The organism is Chitinophaga sp. LS1, assembly GCF_034274695.1.
Lineage (GTDB): Bacteria > Bacteroidota > Bacteroidia > Chitinophagales > Chitinophagaceae > Chitinophaga.
The window spans coordinates 7974772-7991941 of sequence record NZ_CP128362.1 but is presented as its reverse complement, the minus strand read 5'-3'; the positions used below and the strand labels follow the sequence as shown (position 1 = coordinate 7991941).

The 17170-nt window shown below is 43.3% G+C and carries 11 protein-coding genes and 1 tRNA gene; 1 reads left to right on the top strand and 11 read right to left on the bottom strand.

Features of this window, described 5'->3' with window-relative positions; genetic code table 11:
• Positions 1-4: 4 nt before the first annotated feature.
• The 6 genes from QQL36_RS32730 to QQL36_RS32705 form a co-directional block, all read right to left on the bottom strand.
• Positions 5-1402, bottom strand: coding sequence for a RagB/SusD family nutrient uptake outer membrane protein (locus QQL36_RS32730; protein WP_321568151.1), 1398 nt, complete (start codon positions 1400-1402; stop codon positions 5-7).
• Positions 1403-1411: 9 nt separating this feature from the next.
• The gene (locus QQL36_RS32725; protein ID WP_179091354.1) at positions 1412-4531 is read right to left on the bottom strand and encodes a SusC/RagA family TonB-linked outer membrane protein; all 3120 of its coding nucleotides are present in this window, start codon (positions 4529-4531) and stop codon (positions 1412-1414) included.
• Between the two features lie 128 nt (positions 4532-4659).
• Positions 4660-5667 (bottom strand): FecR family protein, encoded by a 1008-nt coding sequence (locus tag QQL36_RS32720; protein WP_321568150.1) that lies wholly within the window; start codon positions 5665-5667, stop codon positions 4660-4662.
• Between the two features lie 63 nt (positions 5668-5730).
• Positions 5731-6330 (bottom strand): RNA polymerase sigma factor, encoded by a 600-nt coding sequence (locus tag QQL36_RS32715; RefSeq protein WP_320576403.1) that lies wholly within the window; start codon positions 6328-6330, stop codon positions 5731-5733.
• A gap of 199 nt (positions 6331-6529) precedes the next feature.
• Positions 6530-8551, bottom strand: coding sequence for a transketolase (gene tkt / locus QQL36_RS32710; protein WP_321568149.1), 2022 nt, complete (start codon positions 8549-8551; stop codon positions 6530-6532).
• 65 nt (positions 8552-8616) lie between these two features.
• Positions 8617-9285 carry an FAD-binding oxidoreductase gene (locus QQL36_RS32705; protein ID WP_321568148.1) on the bottom strand — a complete coding sequence of 223 codons (669 nt, stop codon included), beginning with the start codon at positions 9283-9285 and terminating at the stop codon, positions 8617-8619.
• 224 nt (positions 9286-9509) lie between these two features.
• On the opposite strand from QQL36_RS32705, the gene QQL36_RS32700 reads away from it, so the two are divergent.
• Positions 9510-9989, top strand: a complete 480-nt coding sequence (locus tag QQL36_RS32700; RefSeq protein WP_083729939.1) for a DUF4157 domain-containing protein — start codon at positions 9510-9512, stop codon at positions 9987-9989.
• 141 nt (positions 9990-10130) lie between these two features.
• Here QQL36_RS32700 and QQL36_RS32695 read toward each other — a convergent pair whose 3' ends face one another.
• From QQL36_RS32695 to QQL36_RS32675, 5 genes are all read right to left on the bottom strand, one after another.
• Positions 10131-11090 carry a hypothetical protein gene (locus QQL36_RS32695; RefSeq protein ID WP_321568147.1) on the bottom strand — a complete coding sequence of 320 codons (960 nt, stop codon included), beginning with the start codon at positions 11088-11090 and terminating at the stop codon, positions 10131-10133.
• A 136-nt stretch (positions 11091-11226) separates the two neighbouring features.
• Positions 11227-12573 carry a sulfatase-like hydrolase/transferase gene (locus tag QQL36_RS32690; RefSeq protein WP_321568146.1) on the bottom strand — a complete coding sequence of 449 codons (1347 nt, stop codon included), beginning with the start codon at positions 12571-12573 and terminating at the stop codon, positions 11227-11229.
• Positions 12574-12744: 171 nt separating this feature from the next.
• A tRNA-Gly gene (locus QQL36_RS32685) sits at positions 12745-12817 on the bottom strand.
• Positions 12818-13277: 460 nt separating this feature from the next.
• Entirely contained in the window at positions 13278-15416 is a 2139-nt protein-coding gene (locus QQL36_RS32680) for a TIM-barrel domain-containing protein (protein WP_321568145.1), read from the bottom strand.
• Between the two features lie 22 nt (positions 15417-15438).
• Positions 15439-17169, bottom strand: a complete 1731-nt coding sequence (locus QQL36_RS32675; protein ID WP_321568144.1) for a RagB/SusD family nutrient uptake outer membrane protein — start codon at positions 17167-17169, stop codon at positions 15439-15441.
• Between the last annotated feature and the right edge of the window lies 1 nt (position 17170).

The window sequence follows — 17170 nt, the reverse complement described above, 5'->3', positions numbered from 1 at the left end:
ATGATTAATTATAACCTTCATTTTGTTTTACTGTAGGATCTGTGTTTATTTGTCCCTGTGGTACAGGCATTAAAAGATTATGTGCGTCAATTGTGGTCAGTATGCCATTATCACTAAACCATTTATTCATTACTGTTATGGCAGTACCTGTGCGTACCAGATCGAACCAGCGTTGCCCTTCTCCTACCAGTTCAAGTCTTCTTTCCAGGTCTATGGCGCTCCTTACATCGACCTGCGTGATAGCATTGGTGGCAGTAAGGCCCGCCCTTGTTCTGATGGAGTCCAGATAAGAGATAGCGGCAGCGGTTTTCTCCAGTTCATTCTCTGTTTCTGCCAGCATCAGCAATACATCGGCATAGCGTAATACAACCACATCACTGCCTCCATCTGTAATAACAGTCACTGGCAAGGAAAGTTTTTTACAATAAGGTACTCCTGAAGCAGTAACATCAATATATGTTCCTTTTCTTTTATCAGTAGGGGTATATAGATTGTATAAACTTTTTGTTGGCAGATTGTGTCCTTTTGCTCCTGACTGAGTACCGGAAGGGCTAAACTGCTGAAACATCGTACTTCCTTCGGTATTTCCATTTATCCCCGATGCAAACTGCACTGCAAATATAATCTCTGCATTGTTCTCATTACTGATACTGAAAACATCTGCCGGATTTGTTATCAGGTGGTGTTTACCTGAGTTAACGACTGCCATCAGCACTGTTTCCGCATTGGTATATTCTTTCAGTGTCAGGTATACTTTCCCCAGTAATGACTGTGCAGCCGTTTTGATTACTTTCCCTGGCTGTGTGGAAGAAACCGGCAGTTCATCAATTGCTTCTGTAAGATCTTTTTTTATCTGAATATATACATCTGCTGCCGGAGTGCGACCCTGTCCGAAATATACATTAGGATCTGTTGTTTCTTTCAGTGCTAAAGGTACATTTCCATATAATCTTACCAGGTTAAAATAGAGCAATGCACGAATGAACTTCATTTCTCCTTTACGGGCTTCTTTAGTAGCAGGTATTGCATATGGAATATTATCAATACGGTTCAGTACTACATTAGCCTTCTGGATAGCCTTGTAAGAGTCCTGCCAGGCAGCCGTAATAATAGCATTGGAAGGGATCAGGGTAAACTGGTCCAATTGTCCGTAAATACCATCATCATTGGCAGGTACTTCATCAAAAGTATTATCAGAAGGGATCTCTGTAAGCGCAGGCATATACAGGCCATATAACCCGTTGAACTGTAAGTTGGCATATACTGCATTCACATACTCCTCTACCTCTGTTTCGGTACTTAGAAAACTTCCTGACTCTTTGTCAGTAGAAGGGTTCTGAAATAATTCCTTTGTACAGGAACTGCATAAGAACAATAATATAATAAAGCTGATCTTCTTCATGATAAGTAATTAAAAGGTGACGTTAAAGCCTGCGATGAATGATTTTGCTACAGGATAATTGGCCATTGACAATCCATTAGTTAATACATTGTCTGTAGACGTTGCATCCGGATTGTAGCCTCTGAAATCGGTAATAGTGAATAGATTGTTGGCGGTAACATATACTCTTACAGCAGACATTTTTACCCTGTAAGTCCATGCTGCCGGCAGGTTATATGCCAGCTGAATATTGCGCAGTCGCAGATAATCTGCTTTCTTAAAGAACATATTGGATGCGCGTGTCAACTTCCTGTTGCTGGATAAATTACCAAGATTAGGCTGGGCTAAGAATCCGTTAGGATTATCAACAGGATGATAACGGTTATCATAATAATATTTACTAGGTACAGAAAATCCTTCTCCTGCTTCATCAAACAAAGCTATCTGCCTGTCATATATCTTTCTACCCTGAACTCCCTGAAAAGCAACACTCAATTCAAGTCCCTTATAAGAGAAATTATTTGAGAACCCATAGGTGAATTTAGGATTGTAGGTACCAAACCCCATACGGTCATTTGTATCAATCTTACCATCATGATTAATATCTTCCACTTTATAGTCTCCTGTAAGTGTGCCTGTCATGTGAGGGGTGTTATCGATATCTGCCTGTGTCTTATACACGCCCGTTACTTTATATCCATATAATTCAGCTATTGGTCCGCCTACTCTTGTAAGGAAATTACTTTCAGCGCCTGAAATAATCTGTTGCTGACCTGGCGCCAATGCCATTACTTCATTCCTGTTAGTAGCAAGGTTTCCGCTAAAGCTCCATTTTACCGGCCCCAGGCCTATCTCTGTGCCAGATAACTCCACTTCAAAACCTGAGTTTTTAACCTTCCCAAGGTTTTGTATAGAGTTACTGAAGCCGGAAGCATCTGGAACGGGTACATTCAGCAGCAGATCTTTTGTAATAGCACTATAATAGTCTGCTGTAATATTAAAATGATTCCATAAGCCCAGATCAATACCCAGGTTGGTGGATGTCTTTGTTTCCCAGGATAGATTAGGATTGGGAGTAGTAGTGGCAGCAAACCCAGCTCCGAGTGTATTACCGTATACGTAATTAGAAGCGTTTACAAGTGCTTTTGAGCTGTATGATCCTATCTGGTTATTACCGGATTGCCCATATGTAGCACGCAGTTTGGTAAAGGTCAGTACATTTGATTGCGGGAAAAATCGTTCCCTACTCAATATCCAGCCTGCTGTTACAGAGGGGAAATTCCCCCATTTTCTGTCATCACCAAAACGGGAAGAACCATCCCTTCTTATTGTGGCAGATAAAAGGTATTTATCCCGGTAAGCATACTGTGCGCGGGCCAGGTAGGAAATCTGTACCCATGTATAACGGGTTGCGACTGCCGTAAATGCACTAGCACCTCCTATGTTAGTAATATTATTATCTGCAATACCTGAACCTGTTACAATGGTAGTTGATCCTGTTTCTTTCTGGAAAGTATAACCTGCCAGTACATCCAGGTTATGAGATCCCCAGCCTTTTGAATAATTCAATGTATTTTCCCAGAGGTAATTCACATTCATGTTTCTTGTCTCTATCGCACTTGCTGGTTTAGGTGCAGCACCTCTGTATTGTCCTATATCGGAGGGATTATAAAAGTCGAACAGATTACTGACAACATCTGCACCCACCATTGTTTTTAGTTTCAGCCCATCCAGTAATTTATATGAAAGATATCCATTACCAAATGTTCTGAAAAAATCTCTCTTATTCTTAATCTTTGTAGCCAGTGCTACTGCATTTTCTCCCAATGCACCATCTTCAGGTGTATTGGCGATAATCTGTTTACTAATCGCTAATGATCCGTCTGCATTACGCGGACTGAAAAACGGATACATAATGTAGATATCAGCTATCGGATCATTAGACCAGTTAGTGTTATTATCAAAGTAATTTTGTGAATTCCAGGAAGGATTGATGCTTACCCCCATATCAAAACGGTCAGATAATTTAGTATCCAGTTTGATGGTACCACTATAGCGTTTTAATCCGTTACTGATTACAATTCCCTGCTGATTTAAATAATTACCCGCCACATAATAATTTGTCTTTGAAGATCCACCGGAGATAGCCAGGTTGTAACTGCTCATCTGCGCATCTCTGAATACCTCATCCTGCCAGTTAGTATTAGTAAGCCCTGGTTGTTTTGCCAGGTAGGGATCCAGGTAATTCAGGCGTAGTTCACGCAAACTACCACCTTTTGCAATACGTGTAGCCCTGTCGTCGTTAATGCTTCTGTTAGCCGGATTTTTTGACACATATCCCCAGTCTCTTGCCTCTGTAAAAAAGGTAGCCGCTTCATAAGCATCTGCATATTTAACACGATCTGCTCTTTGCTGTGTACCGGCATATACATCCAATGATACTTTAAACTGATCTGCTTTTCCTTTTTTTGTTGTTACTAAGATCACGCCGTTAGCGGCCCTGGAACCATAGATGGCAGCGGAAGCAGGATCTTTCAGGATATCTACTGATTCAATATCCTGTGGATTGATGGAATTAAAAGAAGATCCTTCTGATAATGGAAATCCATCTACTACTATTAACGGACTTCTTCCTGCCGTTAATGTACCTATACCACGGATTACTATCTGGGGATCTGTACCTGGTTGTGCGGATGCATCATTGATAACTACACCAGCCGCCTTACCTGCCAGTTGCTGCGCAAAGCTACTCCCGTTATATCTACTGAGTTCTTTCGACTTCACTTGAGAGATAGCGCCGGTTACTCTAGCCCTTGATTGTTGCCCGTAACCAATCACCACTACATCTCCCAATGCTTTTGTAGCAATACTCATTCTTACCAGTAAGGAGTTATTATCACTGTCATTGATCAGATAAGCATTGGAAATATATTTTGCATACCCAACAGCAGTGAAAATAAAATCGTATTTACTACCTACTGTTAAATGATCAAATGTATAAATCCCTTTCTCATTGGTCATAGTAGCTTTGATATCCTTACTGCCGGTTTCATTCATCTGAACAGTAACGCCAGGCATACTCTCTCCTTTTTCATTCACCACCATTCCCTTGATCCTGGCAGTTTGCTGTGCCTGTACGCTAAGACTCATTAATAATAGACAGAGTGTTATAAAATGTCGAAAAAACCTGTGATGTTGCATTTTTTTCTTTTATAATTTTGACAATAGGTATTCTGTTCCGCCCATGAAGCGGTTACAGTATGCTTATAAATCCGGATTTACTGTGGTTTGCTGATGATTATTTTCCTTCCCTCTTTACTGAATGTAAGATCATTCATATTGCATATGGCTGCTAATACCACCTGCAGGGAGTCTGACTTTTCAAATTTTCCTGTGAATGACAATCCTTCTATTGCTGCAGTATCTAAATCAAACTGTACATGATAATAGCTGCCCAGTTGAGCAAATACCTCCTGCAACTTCGATTTATTAAATGACATGATAATGATATGCTCTCTTGCATGTACGTCTTTGGGCAGTATCGTATTATCAACATGAAATTGTTTCAGTACCGTGTTAACAACGAATTCCTGTCCTGGTGTTAAATACATTTCTTTCATTACAAGATCACTGCCCCTTGCGGCCTTTACAACTACCTTTCCTTCCAGTAGCTTTACTAACAGTTTATCCGGCTGTGAAGTACTTACAGAAAAAACTGTTCCTAAAGCTGTAGTAGTAAATCCTTTCGCGGTAACACTGAAAGGACGTTTATTATCTTTTGCTACTTTAAACAACGCAGTTCCCTCTAACAATATATTACGTTCCAGGCTATCAAATAATGGATAATAGCGAAGTGTACTGCCTGGTTGTAACTGCACTTCAGTACCATCTGATAGTGAGAGTGCCTCCATATGTCTGCCGGTATTACTGTACTTCAATAATTGCGCTACAGATGCTGTCTGCTTCACGGGCAAATGAGTATCCCTATTTACATAAAAGAATCCCCATCCTGCTATAATAATAATCATCGCCGCTGCTGCCCAACGGCTCCACATAGTTATAATGCCTACCTTCTTAGGGACTATCAGGTGCTCACGTATTCCCTGTAATACTCTTTCTCCTGCCGGCTCACTTAGCAGTTCTTCATGATTGTCGGTATATGCCTGCTCCATATATTCTTTCCACGCAGTTTCATCACTGTTCATATACTCGAACAATTGTTTTTTTTCTACGGCGGTAAGCTTACCTGCCCAGAATCTTTCTATTAGATGTTGGATATCTTCCATTCAATAGTAAATACTCCCGGAGAGGATAAAAGGGGATGATTCTAATGTTACCAGATTGTTAACTCAGTAATTTTCGAGGAAAATAATCAGCAGGGATAAGGAAGTAAGACTTCTGGCGGTAGTATATTCGTCCTGTACATAACTTTTAATAAAACGTGTGGACTGTTTCAGGTAGTCTTTTACAGATGGCACTGAGATACCTACTATTTCTGCTACTTCTTCATAGGGCCTGCCTTCCAGGCGGCATAAACGAAATACTTCTTTCTTACGGGCGGGTAAATGGTTGATGGCATCTTCTACTATAGAAAGCTGTATATTGTAAAGCTCATCATCATCCTGTTCCTCCTGCGGAAGGTTTTCAGGATATTCATCCAGTATTATAGCCGATTTTAATTGCTGTTTAAGATAAGTAGCTGCCTTATTATAACTCACCACAAAAAGCCATCCCCCTGCAGATTTATCCTGATGAATCTTTTCCCGGTTCTGCCAGAGAGCCAGGAATACTTCCTGTAAGATATCTTCTGCTGCTGCCGGCTGCTTTATCATCTTATATATATTCGCATATACAGCCTGCTTGTACTGATGATACAATATTTCAAAAGCAGCAAAACTTCCGCTGGCAAGATCATGGAGTAAAGATATTTCTGTTTTGGCCCCATCCATATACTGCAAAAGTACAGATTGGAATATGGGTTGTAAGTTATGAAATTGTAAATTTATATTACATCCGGGCCTTCCCATATTTCACAATCCGTAAGCTGACGCTTTACGATTTTTAAAAAAAGGCAGAGGTGAAGTATGTGGTTAAATAAATTAAGGGAAGGCAGCCATGAGGCGCCTTCCCTTTTTCATATGCTTGCCATTAACCGATCAGTTTCTTTGCTTCAGCGACCACATTCTCAACAGAGAATCCCAGTTCTTTCAGCACTTCTTCTCCCGGTCCGGATTCACCAAAGCGATTGATGCCTAACACTTTTCCTTCCGTACCCACGTATTTATCCCATCCAAAAGGTGTGAGGGCTTCGATAGATATTCTTTTTACTAATTTTTTAGGCAGTACACTTTCTTTGTAAGCGGCATCCTGTTCTTCGAACAGTTCCCATGAAGGCATGCTTACAACTCTGCTGCTTATACCTTCTTTACTGAGTTGTTCCTGAGCAGCCAGTGCCAGAGACACTTCAGAGCCGGTAGCGATCAAAATCAGTTGTAATTCCTCCCCATTATCCTGCAGTACATAAGCGCCTTTCTTCACATTTTCGGCAGAAGGGAATTTTGACTGATCCAATACCGGTAATTTCTGACGGCTTAAGATCAGCGCAACAGGGCCTTCTTTTCTTTCCAGTGCCAGTCGCCATGCGTGTACCGTTTCATTCGCGTCACCGGGACGGATAGTCACGAGATTGGGCACAACACGCAGTGCAGCTACCTGTTCGACAGGCTGGTGGGTAGGACCATCTTCACCAAGGCCAACGCTGTCGTGGGTGAAAATATAAATGACAGGTGCTTTAGTGAGGGCAGCTAAACGAATGGAGCCTTTCATATAATCGGAGAAGGTGAGGAAGGTACCGCCATATACACGAACACCTTTGTGTGCTGCCATTCCGTTCAGGATAGATCCCATTCCATGTTCACGAACACCAAACCAGATGTTTGTTTCCTCATAATGATCAGGCTGGAAACTCAGTTTTGAATCCAGCGGCATGTCATTGGAAGAAGCAAGGTCTGCACTACCTCCAAAAATGTAAGGAATGGCCTTTTTTAAGGCCAGCAGCGCCTTGCCATGCGCCTGGCGGGTAGCCAATGCGCCGTCTTTTTCTGTGAACACAGGCAGGCTCTTTTGCCATCCTTCTGGTAATTCATCATGGGAGCTTAAAACCAGTTCTTTGCCTTCGGCAGGGAAAGCGGATTTATATGCATCGAATTGTTTGTTCCATTCCTGTTGGAGTTTTGCTCCTTCTTTAGTGCGGAACAGCATGTGCTCTTTTACTTCGGCAGGCACATAGAATTGTTTGTCGGGGTCTGCGCCATAGAACTCTTTTGTTTTGCGCACGTTTTCTTCGCCCATGGCGCTACCATGTACTTTATTGGAATCTGCCAGCGGGCTACCATAACCAATGATAGTACGTACGGCGATGATAGAAGGTTTGTCAGTGACCTGTTGTGCTTTTTGCACAGCAGCTTCGATGGCATTCAGGTCATTTCCATCTTCAACGATTTGCACATGCCAGTCGTATGCTTCATATCTTTTCAGCACATCTTCAGTGAAGGCGAGGCTGGTAGGACCATCCAGTGAGATCTTGTTATCATCATACAGGCATATGAGCTTGCCTAATTTCAGGTGGCCTGCCAGAGAGGAAGCTTCAGAGGCCACTCCTTCCATCATATCACCATCGCTGGCGATTACGTAGGTAAAGTGATCTATAATTTTATGATCAGGCCGGTTATACTTAGCGGCGAGGTGTGCTTCGGCCATCGCAATACCGATGGCATTGCCGAGGCCTTGTCCTAATGGACCTGTGGTCACTTCAATACCAGGGGTAAGCATGCTTTCAGGGTGACCGGGTGTTTTAGAACCGATCTGTCTGAAATGTTTCAGGTCATCGAGCGAAAGGTCATAGCCGGTGAGGTGAAGCATGCTGTATAATAAAGCAGAACCATGTCCTGCAGAGAGTACAAATCTATCCCTGTTAAACCATTTCGGGTCACTGGAATTGTAACGCATGATACGGTTAAATAATACATACGCCATAGGTGCGGCGCCTAATGGCAGGCCGGGGTGGCCGGAATTGGCTTTTTGAACAGCATCAATGGATAAAAAGCGAATGGTATTAACAGAAAGAGCGTCTATGGAGGTAGACTTTACTGTTGCTGAAGTGTCAGTCATAAAATTAATTAATTGTGAGTGAGTGTATGTGTAGTTTATCTACAGGTTGGTAAAAAAGGGCGTCATTATTTTTCAAATACGACGGCATCTGTCTGGGCGCCCAGTTCTTCCAGTGCGGCACTGATGTCTTTTACCATCTGGTCAGGACCGCATACATAAAAGTGTTTATTGAAATCTTTGATCTGTTCTTTTAAGTAGCTGGCGTCTATCTTCCTGTTGTCAAAGCCATCTTTCTTTTCTTTCGTCAGGGTGTGGCGGATGTTTTTGCCAAGGATCTGGTTCAGCTCTGATTCATAAATGATATCAGCGGCTGTTTTGTTCGAAAAGAAAAGATAATTATCGGTTATTTTTTGATCCTTGTACAGTTGTCGCAGGATGGCGATGAAAGGAGTGATACCAGCACCACCGGCGATAAAGTAGCCGGGACCTTTGTAGGAGATAGCGCCCCATACATCGTGTATATTGATTGTGTCTCCCGGTTTTAGCTCATGTAGGCGTTTTGTGACACCATCTTGATCCGGATATCCCTTAATGGTGAATTCCAGGTAGGGTGCTTCGTTCAGTGCAGTGAAGGTGAACGGTCGGCGTTCTTCTTCCCAGCCGGGGATGGAAAGGGAGATCTCAGTAGCTTGTCCCGGGATGAAGTTGTATCCTGTGGGCTTTTCCAGTCTGAAGCATTTTACATCGTGTGTAACATCGAGGATTTCGATGATCTTAACGGCATGTGATTCCATAATTCCTATTTGGGGAATTGGCAGCATATAGGATGCCACAAATTCATTAACAATAGATTATACAAGAAATTGGTTGGAAATTACAACAAATGGGTTCTTTCGCACTGATCAGTAATGTTTTTATTAAATTAGTAATTTTTTTTGAAGTGAAGAATACCCTATAGTAGTATATGTTATTATGGAATTCAGAGAATTTTTAGTACATTACTTTACATTCTTTTTATATGGCATACGAACCTCAAATAACGCATCACAATCCTACTGTTACAGAAGATCGCCAGGGTTCATCTGGTATATCCCGCGAGGCGGTGCAGCCTTTTCAACTAAAAGAAAATAATACTGGTTTACCCGATAACCTGAAGGCAGGGGTAGAAAATCTATCTGGTATTTCTATGGATGATGTGAATGTGCATTATAACTCTTCAGAGCCTGCACAGTTGCAGGCCCATGCTTATGCACAGGGAACTGATATTCATATTGCACCCGGGCAGGAAAGGCATTTGCCACATGAGGCGTGGCATGTAGCACAGCAGAAGCAGGGCAGGGTAGAGGCTACCATGCAGATGAAGGCTGGGGTGCCGGTGAATGATGATGCGGGGTTGGAAGAAGAGGCTGATAAGATGGGGGCTGAGGCGATGCAGTTTAAGTTGGAGGATGAAGCGGATAAGGCGATGCAATTTAAATTGGAGGAGGAGAAGGAGTAAATGCACCAAGGGAGTATTGATGCATTTATGGTATTGATGGTTGTAGCTTTTGTGTGAAAGGTTGTGGCTTTAGCCTTTGTGTGACAGGCTTTCAGTTTTTATATAATAATCTGGTATCCGGCTAATATGCGTTCATGGTAATTACGCTTTCAGCTTCTGTACAATAATCTGGTACTTCGCTACTTTCTTTCCGGGCATAATGTGTGCCTCACAACTCTTCATCGTAATCTTCACCTGGAAGGTATCATCTCCGAACGTCAGCATAGGCGTACTACTTCCGGGTTTCAATTCCAGTGTCTGTGCATTGTGATCATTCTTATCCACCGTTACTGAAATAGCGCCTGTCTGCTCATTGATACTATTTATCTTCACTGCAATCCCTTCAATGATCTCACTTGTATTACCCAGTGCAGTATATCGATCCAGGTCATATACAATTTCATAATTCTTTTCAGCAGCAGGTAAGGACGTAGGTGGATGGATCATGCGTTCCTGGGCATACTTCTCCGCATTCAGTTTGATATTTGCAAACCTGTTGAGTTGTAATTGCCTGGTCGAAACACTGTCTCTTAACTGTTCCTGTTGTACCTGTAGTTTTACGATCTTTTCATTATTCCCTTCTGACTTCGTTTTGGCGAGGGTATTGATCTTTACTTCCAGGTCCTGCTGCACCTGTTTAAAGCTATCTACCTTGATAGACGCCACCGCAACAGAATCTTTGTACCTGCCGATAGAATCAGTGATCAACTGGATCTTTCCCTGAAAATAACGTCTTAGTGAATCCCATCGCTGTTGCATATCAGCATCGGTGGTGGCGATAGACAGTACTTCGAACATCTCGGCGATCTTGTCGTATTTACCGAGAGAGTCGGAGGTATACAGGTTATTGTATTGAGTGATGTAGGAGTTCAGGTATTCATTCTCCGTTTGGCGGGAAGAGATCTTTAGCTCATAGCCTTTATAAATACAGGTGGTGATAATGCCGGCTACTCCGATGATGAAGGTGCCCAGGAAGAATTTCCAGAAGTCGTAGCGGAACTCTTTAATTTTGATAATAGCCTCCTCAGAGAGAGGTGTGGTGTTCTCTTTAGTTGTTAGCATAGGGATATTAAATAGGGAGCAAAGGTACAGATATTAAATATTATTTGTATTTAATTAGGTAAGGCAATGATTTAATCTGGAAGGTAGTTTGGATAGTGCCTGTGCGAAAACATAACAGTCTGTACGAATATGATCATTACTGTTGTTCTACTTCTTTGATCCATGCATCGTACTTCGCTTGCAGGCTACGTACAATTTCAGGATGTTGTGCCGCCACATTGGTCGTTTCTGAACTGTCTGTCTTCATATTCACCAGCATCAGCTTTTCATTTTCTTTCCCCTGAAAGGGGCTATGCAGCAGTTTCCAGTCGCCTTCTCTCACTGCCCATTGAGGATCGGTTTTGGTTCCCTGGCTTTGCCAGAAGAAGATTTTATGAGGGGAATTCTGATTTGCGCCTGCGATGACCTTTACGATGCTCAGACCATCTAATTTATTGGATGGCAATGTAAGATGACAGTATTCTGCCAGTGTAGGGAACCAGTCAATGTTTGCAGCAAACTGATTACGTACCGTATTAACAGGTATATGCCCCGGCCAGCTGATGATAGCCGGCACCCGCACGCCACCTTCAAATACACTGAATTTTGAACCTCTGTAAGGTCCTGCATATCCACCACCACCAAAGGTGCGATCTTCCTGCGAATGCCCCTGATCTGACTGGAATACAATGATGGTATTCTCTCTCAGTCCAAGGTCATCTACTTTTTTCAACAACAGGCCGATTTTTTCATCCATGGTAGAGATGGAAGCGGCATACATCCTTCTTGGATTGGAGAGGTCTTTGTAGTATTCCAGCCATTTGGTTTCTCCCTGCAAAGGGTAGTGTGGCATATTGATGGCGAAGTACATAAAGAATGGGGTGTTCCTGTTGTCTTCGAGGAATTTACCTGCTTCGGCCACCATCAGGTCAGGGAAGTATTGCCCCGGTTCCCATATCTCCGTACCATTGCGCCACAGGTCATGTCTATTCGGCCCATTCCAGTAAAAGTAATGAGAGTAGCTATCGATACAACCACCCATAAACCCGAACGAATAATCGAATCCCTGTTGATTCGGCATGCTTTCAGTGGCATACCCCAGGTGCCATTTACCGATATGCGCGGTTTTATATCCCCCTTTTTTAAACAATTCTGCCATGGTAAACTGGCTACCCGGCATGCCTTCTTCGCCATGACTGCTACTGGCATTGCCAGCCAGACCTGCCCGTTGAGGATAACGGCCGGTCAACAGCGAAGCACGTGATGGTGAACAAATAGGAGAGGCGGAATAAAAGCTGGTGAAACGGGTGCCTGTGGCAGCGAGTGCATCCAGGTTGGGGGTGGCAAGATCTTTTGCACCGTAAATATTCAGGTCCAATGTACCCTGATCATCAGTGTAAATGACAATGACATTTGGGTGTGTTTTGTCCTGACTTTTTGCACCTTGCGCCAGGCCGCAAAGTGTCATTAATACGAAGGCACTTTTTATCAGGTTTTTCTTCATAATCGCAATGTTAGAAAACATTCCCGCATATGCAAGTGGGTTAACAATTGTTTACATTTATTAGCAAAAATTGCATTGTTGGTATGTACCGTGATAAACAACGGGAAATTTCTGACAGGTGCCTAAATGAAAAAAGGGTATATCGAATTATCGATACACCCTTTATTTTTGAGCGGAAGACCGGGCTCGAACCGGCCACCCCGACCTTGGCAAGGTCGTGCTCTACCAAATGAGCTACTTCCGCGTTTGTTTTATACCACCGGCTTTTTCCGTTGGGACGGCAAAGATATGTAATTAATTTTATAAAAAACAAATTTCGTATAAAAAATGTCATCAATAATATTGATGAATTAGTTCGGGCAGTTTTCGCATTTGTATTTTCTCAGTATGTCAGATTCCAGTAATTGTATGCTGGCCCCTCCTTTGTCACTCGGCTGAAAGAACTGGCAAAACCTTGCCCGGTTTAGGTTTACGGCATTCAGTATTGCATCGGCAAAAAATTTGTTAGTATAAAAGGTAGGATTGAAAAAGCCCAGGTTGATAAAGTAAAAGACAATATTTTCCGAGGCATCCAGCTGATTTACACGGGGCATAACGGTCGCCATCGCGAGGTCTCCACGACTGTAATTTTCGAAAAATTTCGCGAGTGAAAAGGCACCGACAAGCGTCGATGCCTTTTGATGTGGACCTGATTCAAACCATAATCAATTCGTTTTTATCTCCCCGCCTTTGAGTGTAATCACTCCCTGATAGCGCTCCCCATTTTTTATGACGATTGCATTTATATGATGGATCTCTTTGTCTATATCATACTTCCCATTCCTTGAAGCCAGACTAATTTTAGTCACTCCCTTTTCCTCTTTCGCCTGAAAAGTTAACTGACAATATTCTCCCTTCTTAAAACCCCAGCCTTCACCAGCATCCCAGTACAATTCTCCCTTCGCCTTGCCTGCACCATCCAGAGAAATAAACAATGTCAGTTCCTCTAATGAATTATCATTTGTATGCTGTATTGCTTTCCCTACAGGAAGAATACGACCGCTTTTGAGCATTAATCTTGCCTGATGTGCATCCTGACTATCTCCGTCAATCAATTGCAACTGTTCCCAGTTACCTTTTGGCAATGCAGGGTTCTGTGCAAATGAAGGGATGACCAGCAGATCTTCTCCTAACAGGAATGCCTGTTCTTCTGCTCTCAACCTTGCATCTGCCGGATCGTCAAAAAAGACAGGCTGCATAATGGGTGATCCTGTCTGATGTGCCTTGTAAAACAACGTATAGAGATAAGGTAATAACCGATACCTGCGTTCCAGTGCAATGCGGGATGTCTTTTCGATATCCGGCCCAAACGCCCATGGTTCTTTGTTATTCGTTCCTTCACAGGCATGGCCTCTTGCAAATGGTAACAGCGCACCAAATCCAATCCAGTCTGCCCATAATTCTTTAGAAGTATTTTCCAGGAAACCTCCGATATCCGGTCCGCTGAAAGGCTGTCCTGATAAACCCAATGTAATGGACATAGGAACTGATACTTTCATAAACTGTGCATCTGCCAGGTTATCACCCGTCCAGGTGGCAGCATAGCGTTGTCCACCCAGTAAATTTGCACGTGTGAGTATGAAAGGACGCTTATCCGGGTTGGCTGCCATCACACCTTCGCGGGTAGCCTGTACCATCAGTCTGCCATAAGCATTGTGATATAACAGGTGTGGGCCTGCGGGTAATGTACCACCCCCACGATGTGGCGTATTGTATGGCATGGTACCCAGGTTTCCATCCATCACAGCGGGTTCGTTCATATCATTCCAGATACCATCTATACCATTGGCCATGAAGTTGCGGTACAACCCGGACCACCACTGCCGTGTACGGGGAATCGTGAAATCAGGGAAGGCACAATCGCCTGGCCATACTTTGCCATGATATTCTTTTCCGGTGCTATCTTTCACCCATACATCCTGCGCTGTACCAGACTGGTATACGGAATAAGCAGGATCGGCTTTCACACCGGGATCTATCATAAAGATGGAATGAAAGTTCTTTGCATGCAGATCGGCATTGAGCTGTTTCGGATCCGGGAAATTCTTTTTATTAAAGGTGAAAATTCTGAAGCCTTCCATATAATCAATATCCATCCAGATCGCATCACAAGGAATTTGTTTGAGGCGGAAGGTATCGGCAATTTCTCTTACACGTTGTTCCGTGAGGTAAGAGAACCTGCATTGCTGATAGCCCAATGCCCATCTTGGCGGCATTTCTATGGTGCCTGTTAATTCTGCCAATCCTTTCACTACTTCCTGCGGAGAGGAGCGATCGATCACAAATACCCGGAAGCGTGTACCGCCTTCTGTAATAAAAGATACCTTGTCTGAGTGGGTGGTCATTGTAGATTTCCACTGACTTTCAAAGAGCACGCCGAATGCAGAACCGTCTTTTCTTACACCAATTACCCATGGGTGTGTCTGGTACAGTCGCTTGCCACTATCCGTACCATATGCACCATTGTCGGTATTCCAGAGTTTGATTGTCTGACCGTTTCTCAGCAGCGGTCCTGTTACTTCTCCACCACCATATAAACTGATTTCTTCATCCAGTTTAACACTTGCACCTGTTCCATTAAATTCAGGTACTACTTTCCAGTTAGCAGGCACCTTACCTTTTATCGGCGGCTCACGTTGCAGCATTAATGAAGGTGTTTTCGATGGATCAAAGCCTTCCGGAATAAATTCAGCAATAGAATTGCCCACCAGACCTGACTGCCGGATAGGGATCTTTTGCGCATTCACCGCACCCCAGCACATGACACCCAGGAAGAACAGGAAACATTTTGAAACTTGAATCATCTATTGTATTGTTTATTAATAATCATTCATAGCCGGGATTCTGCACCAGTTGTGGGTTGGCTCCCATGATATCTTTTCCGATAGGGAAGATGGCTGTATGATTGTCGGCATCAGGTTGTTTGTCCCACCAGGTGCCGGTGTTAAATACGCCCCAGCGAACCAGGTCTGTACGACGACGGTTCTCTCCCAGGAATTCACGACCCCATTCATCCAGCATCTCCTGATCGGTTAGCTGACTACCATCGGTTTTATACAGACTTGTAGAACCTTCAGGATAGTTACGTTTGCGAACGGCATTCAGTAATACGGCAGCACTAGCCTTATCTCCAGCCCTGTATTTGCATTCAGCGAGTGAATAATAGATTTCTGACAAACGTACTTCTGCATAGGCGGATGTAATACGGTTGGCATCAGGAGTAGGATACATCGGATATTTTAACATAAATATGCCTGAATTATGATCCGCATGATTCATGTTGGATTCTTTGTCAGCAATGACTGTACCTGGCTTTGCATCGAGGAACCAACCTACCTGGTCGCGGATAAATAAAGGGTAAGATCCTTTGTTACCACGAACCGTATCTGGCACAGTTGCACCATTCACAGAACGTTCGAAAGGCAGGTAACCGAAGAGGAACATACCTTCACGGGTACTGTTGCCCAGGTTCTTGTACAATTTAAGCCGATAATCGTCAGGGTAGTGCTGGAATTTTACAAATGGTTTTCCCAGTGCAAATGGATATTCCACACTGTCTACATCTCTGCCTGGTTGTAATGCAAATCTTGGATTTGACTGACCAAAATCAGTAAACTTACAATATAGCGGAGCTGCATCGTATGTGAGACTCCAAAAGTACATACCGCCATCGTATTGCCAGTGAGTACGTGATAAAGTACAAGGGAAACCGTAAATAGTTTCTGAATTGACCGTGCTGTTTGTATAATCAAATGGCGCATCCCAACGGGTATCCAGTGCATAGGCACCATATTTACCATCAATGATATCCTGTGCTACAGTGGCGCAATCAGTATACCTATCTGTGTTGATATATGCCTGTGCATTCAGGTAGAGGCGTACCAGCAATGCTGCTGCTCCTGCCTGTGTCCAGCGGCCAATACCGTTGCTGCCTAAGTCTGCTCTTTTAGGCAGATCAGGGATGGCAGCTTTTAATTCGGACTCGATGTAAGCGAAGGTTTCGGCTGGTGTGGATTGTTTATTGCCGGTAGTGGTATGTTTTACATCGGTGATGATTTCAATGTTGCGATAGAAATCAAATGCACGCAGGTAAAACCAGGCTCTCAGTGTTCTGAGTTCTGCTTTAAAATCTGCAAGTTCGGTAGCAGTAATATTGAGTTTAGCAGGGTCAGTAATACTTTCCATATCCTGCAGGGAGTTGGTGGCCAATACGATACCCTGGTAAAAAGCAGTCCAGGCGCCACTTGTAAAGCCATCCTGCGTAGTCCATGTATGGTAGTGCATGCGTTGGTAGTAGTTACCATCCTGCCAGTCACCCTGACGGTTGTATGTTCCTATTTCGTCGGTAGCGTTCTCGCTGGCGGCATAGATATCATTTCCCTGAATGCTCCAATACGCATGTTCAAATGGACGAAGAAAATCTCTGATCACATCATCTCTTCTTGTGAGGAACTGGTCAGCATCTACCTTGTCGTATACTGTTTCATCCAGTTTTGTACAGCTGCCAAGGATCAGCAATGTGGCCAGTGCAGCTTTCACTATATAGTTATTTTTCATG

Coding starts and splice junctions, on each gene's coding strand:
- QQL36_RS32730 (WP_321568151.1), bottom strand. CDS start 1,402: ATGAAGAAGATCAGCTTTATTATATTATTGTTCTTATGCAGTTCCTGT.
- QQL36_RS32725 (WP_179091354.1), bottom strand. CDS start 4,531: ATGAGTCTTAGCGTACAGGCACAGCAAACTGCCAGGATCAAGGGAATG.
- QQL36_RS32720 (WP_321568150.1), bottom strand. CDS start 5,667: ATGGAAGATATCCAACATCTAATAGAAAGATTCTGGGCAGGTAAGCTT.
- QQL36_RS32715 (WP_320576403.1), bottom strand. CDS start 6,330: ATGGATGGGGCCAAAACAGAAATATCTTTACTCCATGATCTTGCCAGC.
- tkt (WP_321568149.1), bottom strand. CDS start 8,551: ATGACTGACACTTCAGCAACAGTAAAGTCTACCTCCATAGACGCTCTT.
- QQL36_RS32705 (WP_321568148.1), bottom strand. CDS start 9,285: ATGGAATCACATGCCGTTAAGATCATCGAAATCCTCGATGTTACACAC.
- QQL36_RS32700 (WP_083729939.1), top strand. CDS start 9,510: ATGGCATACGAACCTCAAATAACGCATCACAATCCTACTGTTACAGAA.
- QQL36_RS32695 (WP_321568147.1), bottom strand. CDS start 11,090: ATGCTAACAACTAAAGAGAACACCACACCTCTCTCTGAGGAGGCTATT.
- QQL36_RS32690 (WP_321568146.1), bottom strand. CDS start 12,573: ATGAAGAAAAACCTGATAAAAAGTGCCTTCGTATTAATGACACTTTGC.
- QQL36_RS32680 (WP_321568145.1), bottom strand. CDS start 15,416: ATGATTCAAGTTTCAAAATGTTTCCTGTTCTTCCTGGGTGTCATGTGC.
- QQL36_RS32675 (WP_321568144.1), bottom strand. CDS start 17,169: ATGAAAAATAACTATATAGTGAAAGCTGCACTGGCCACATTGCTGATC.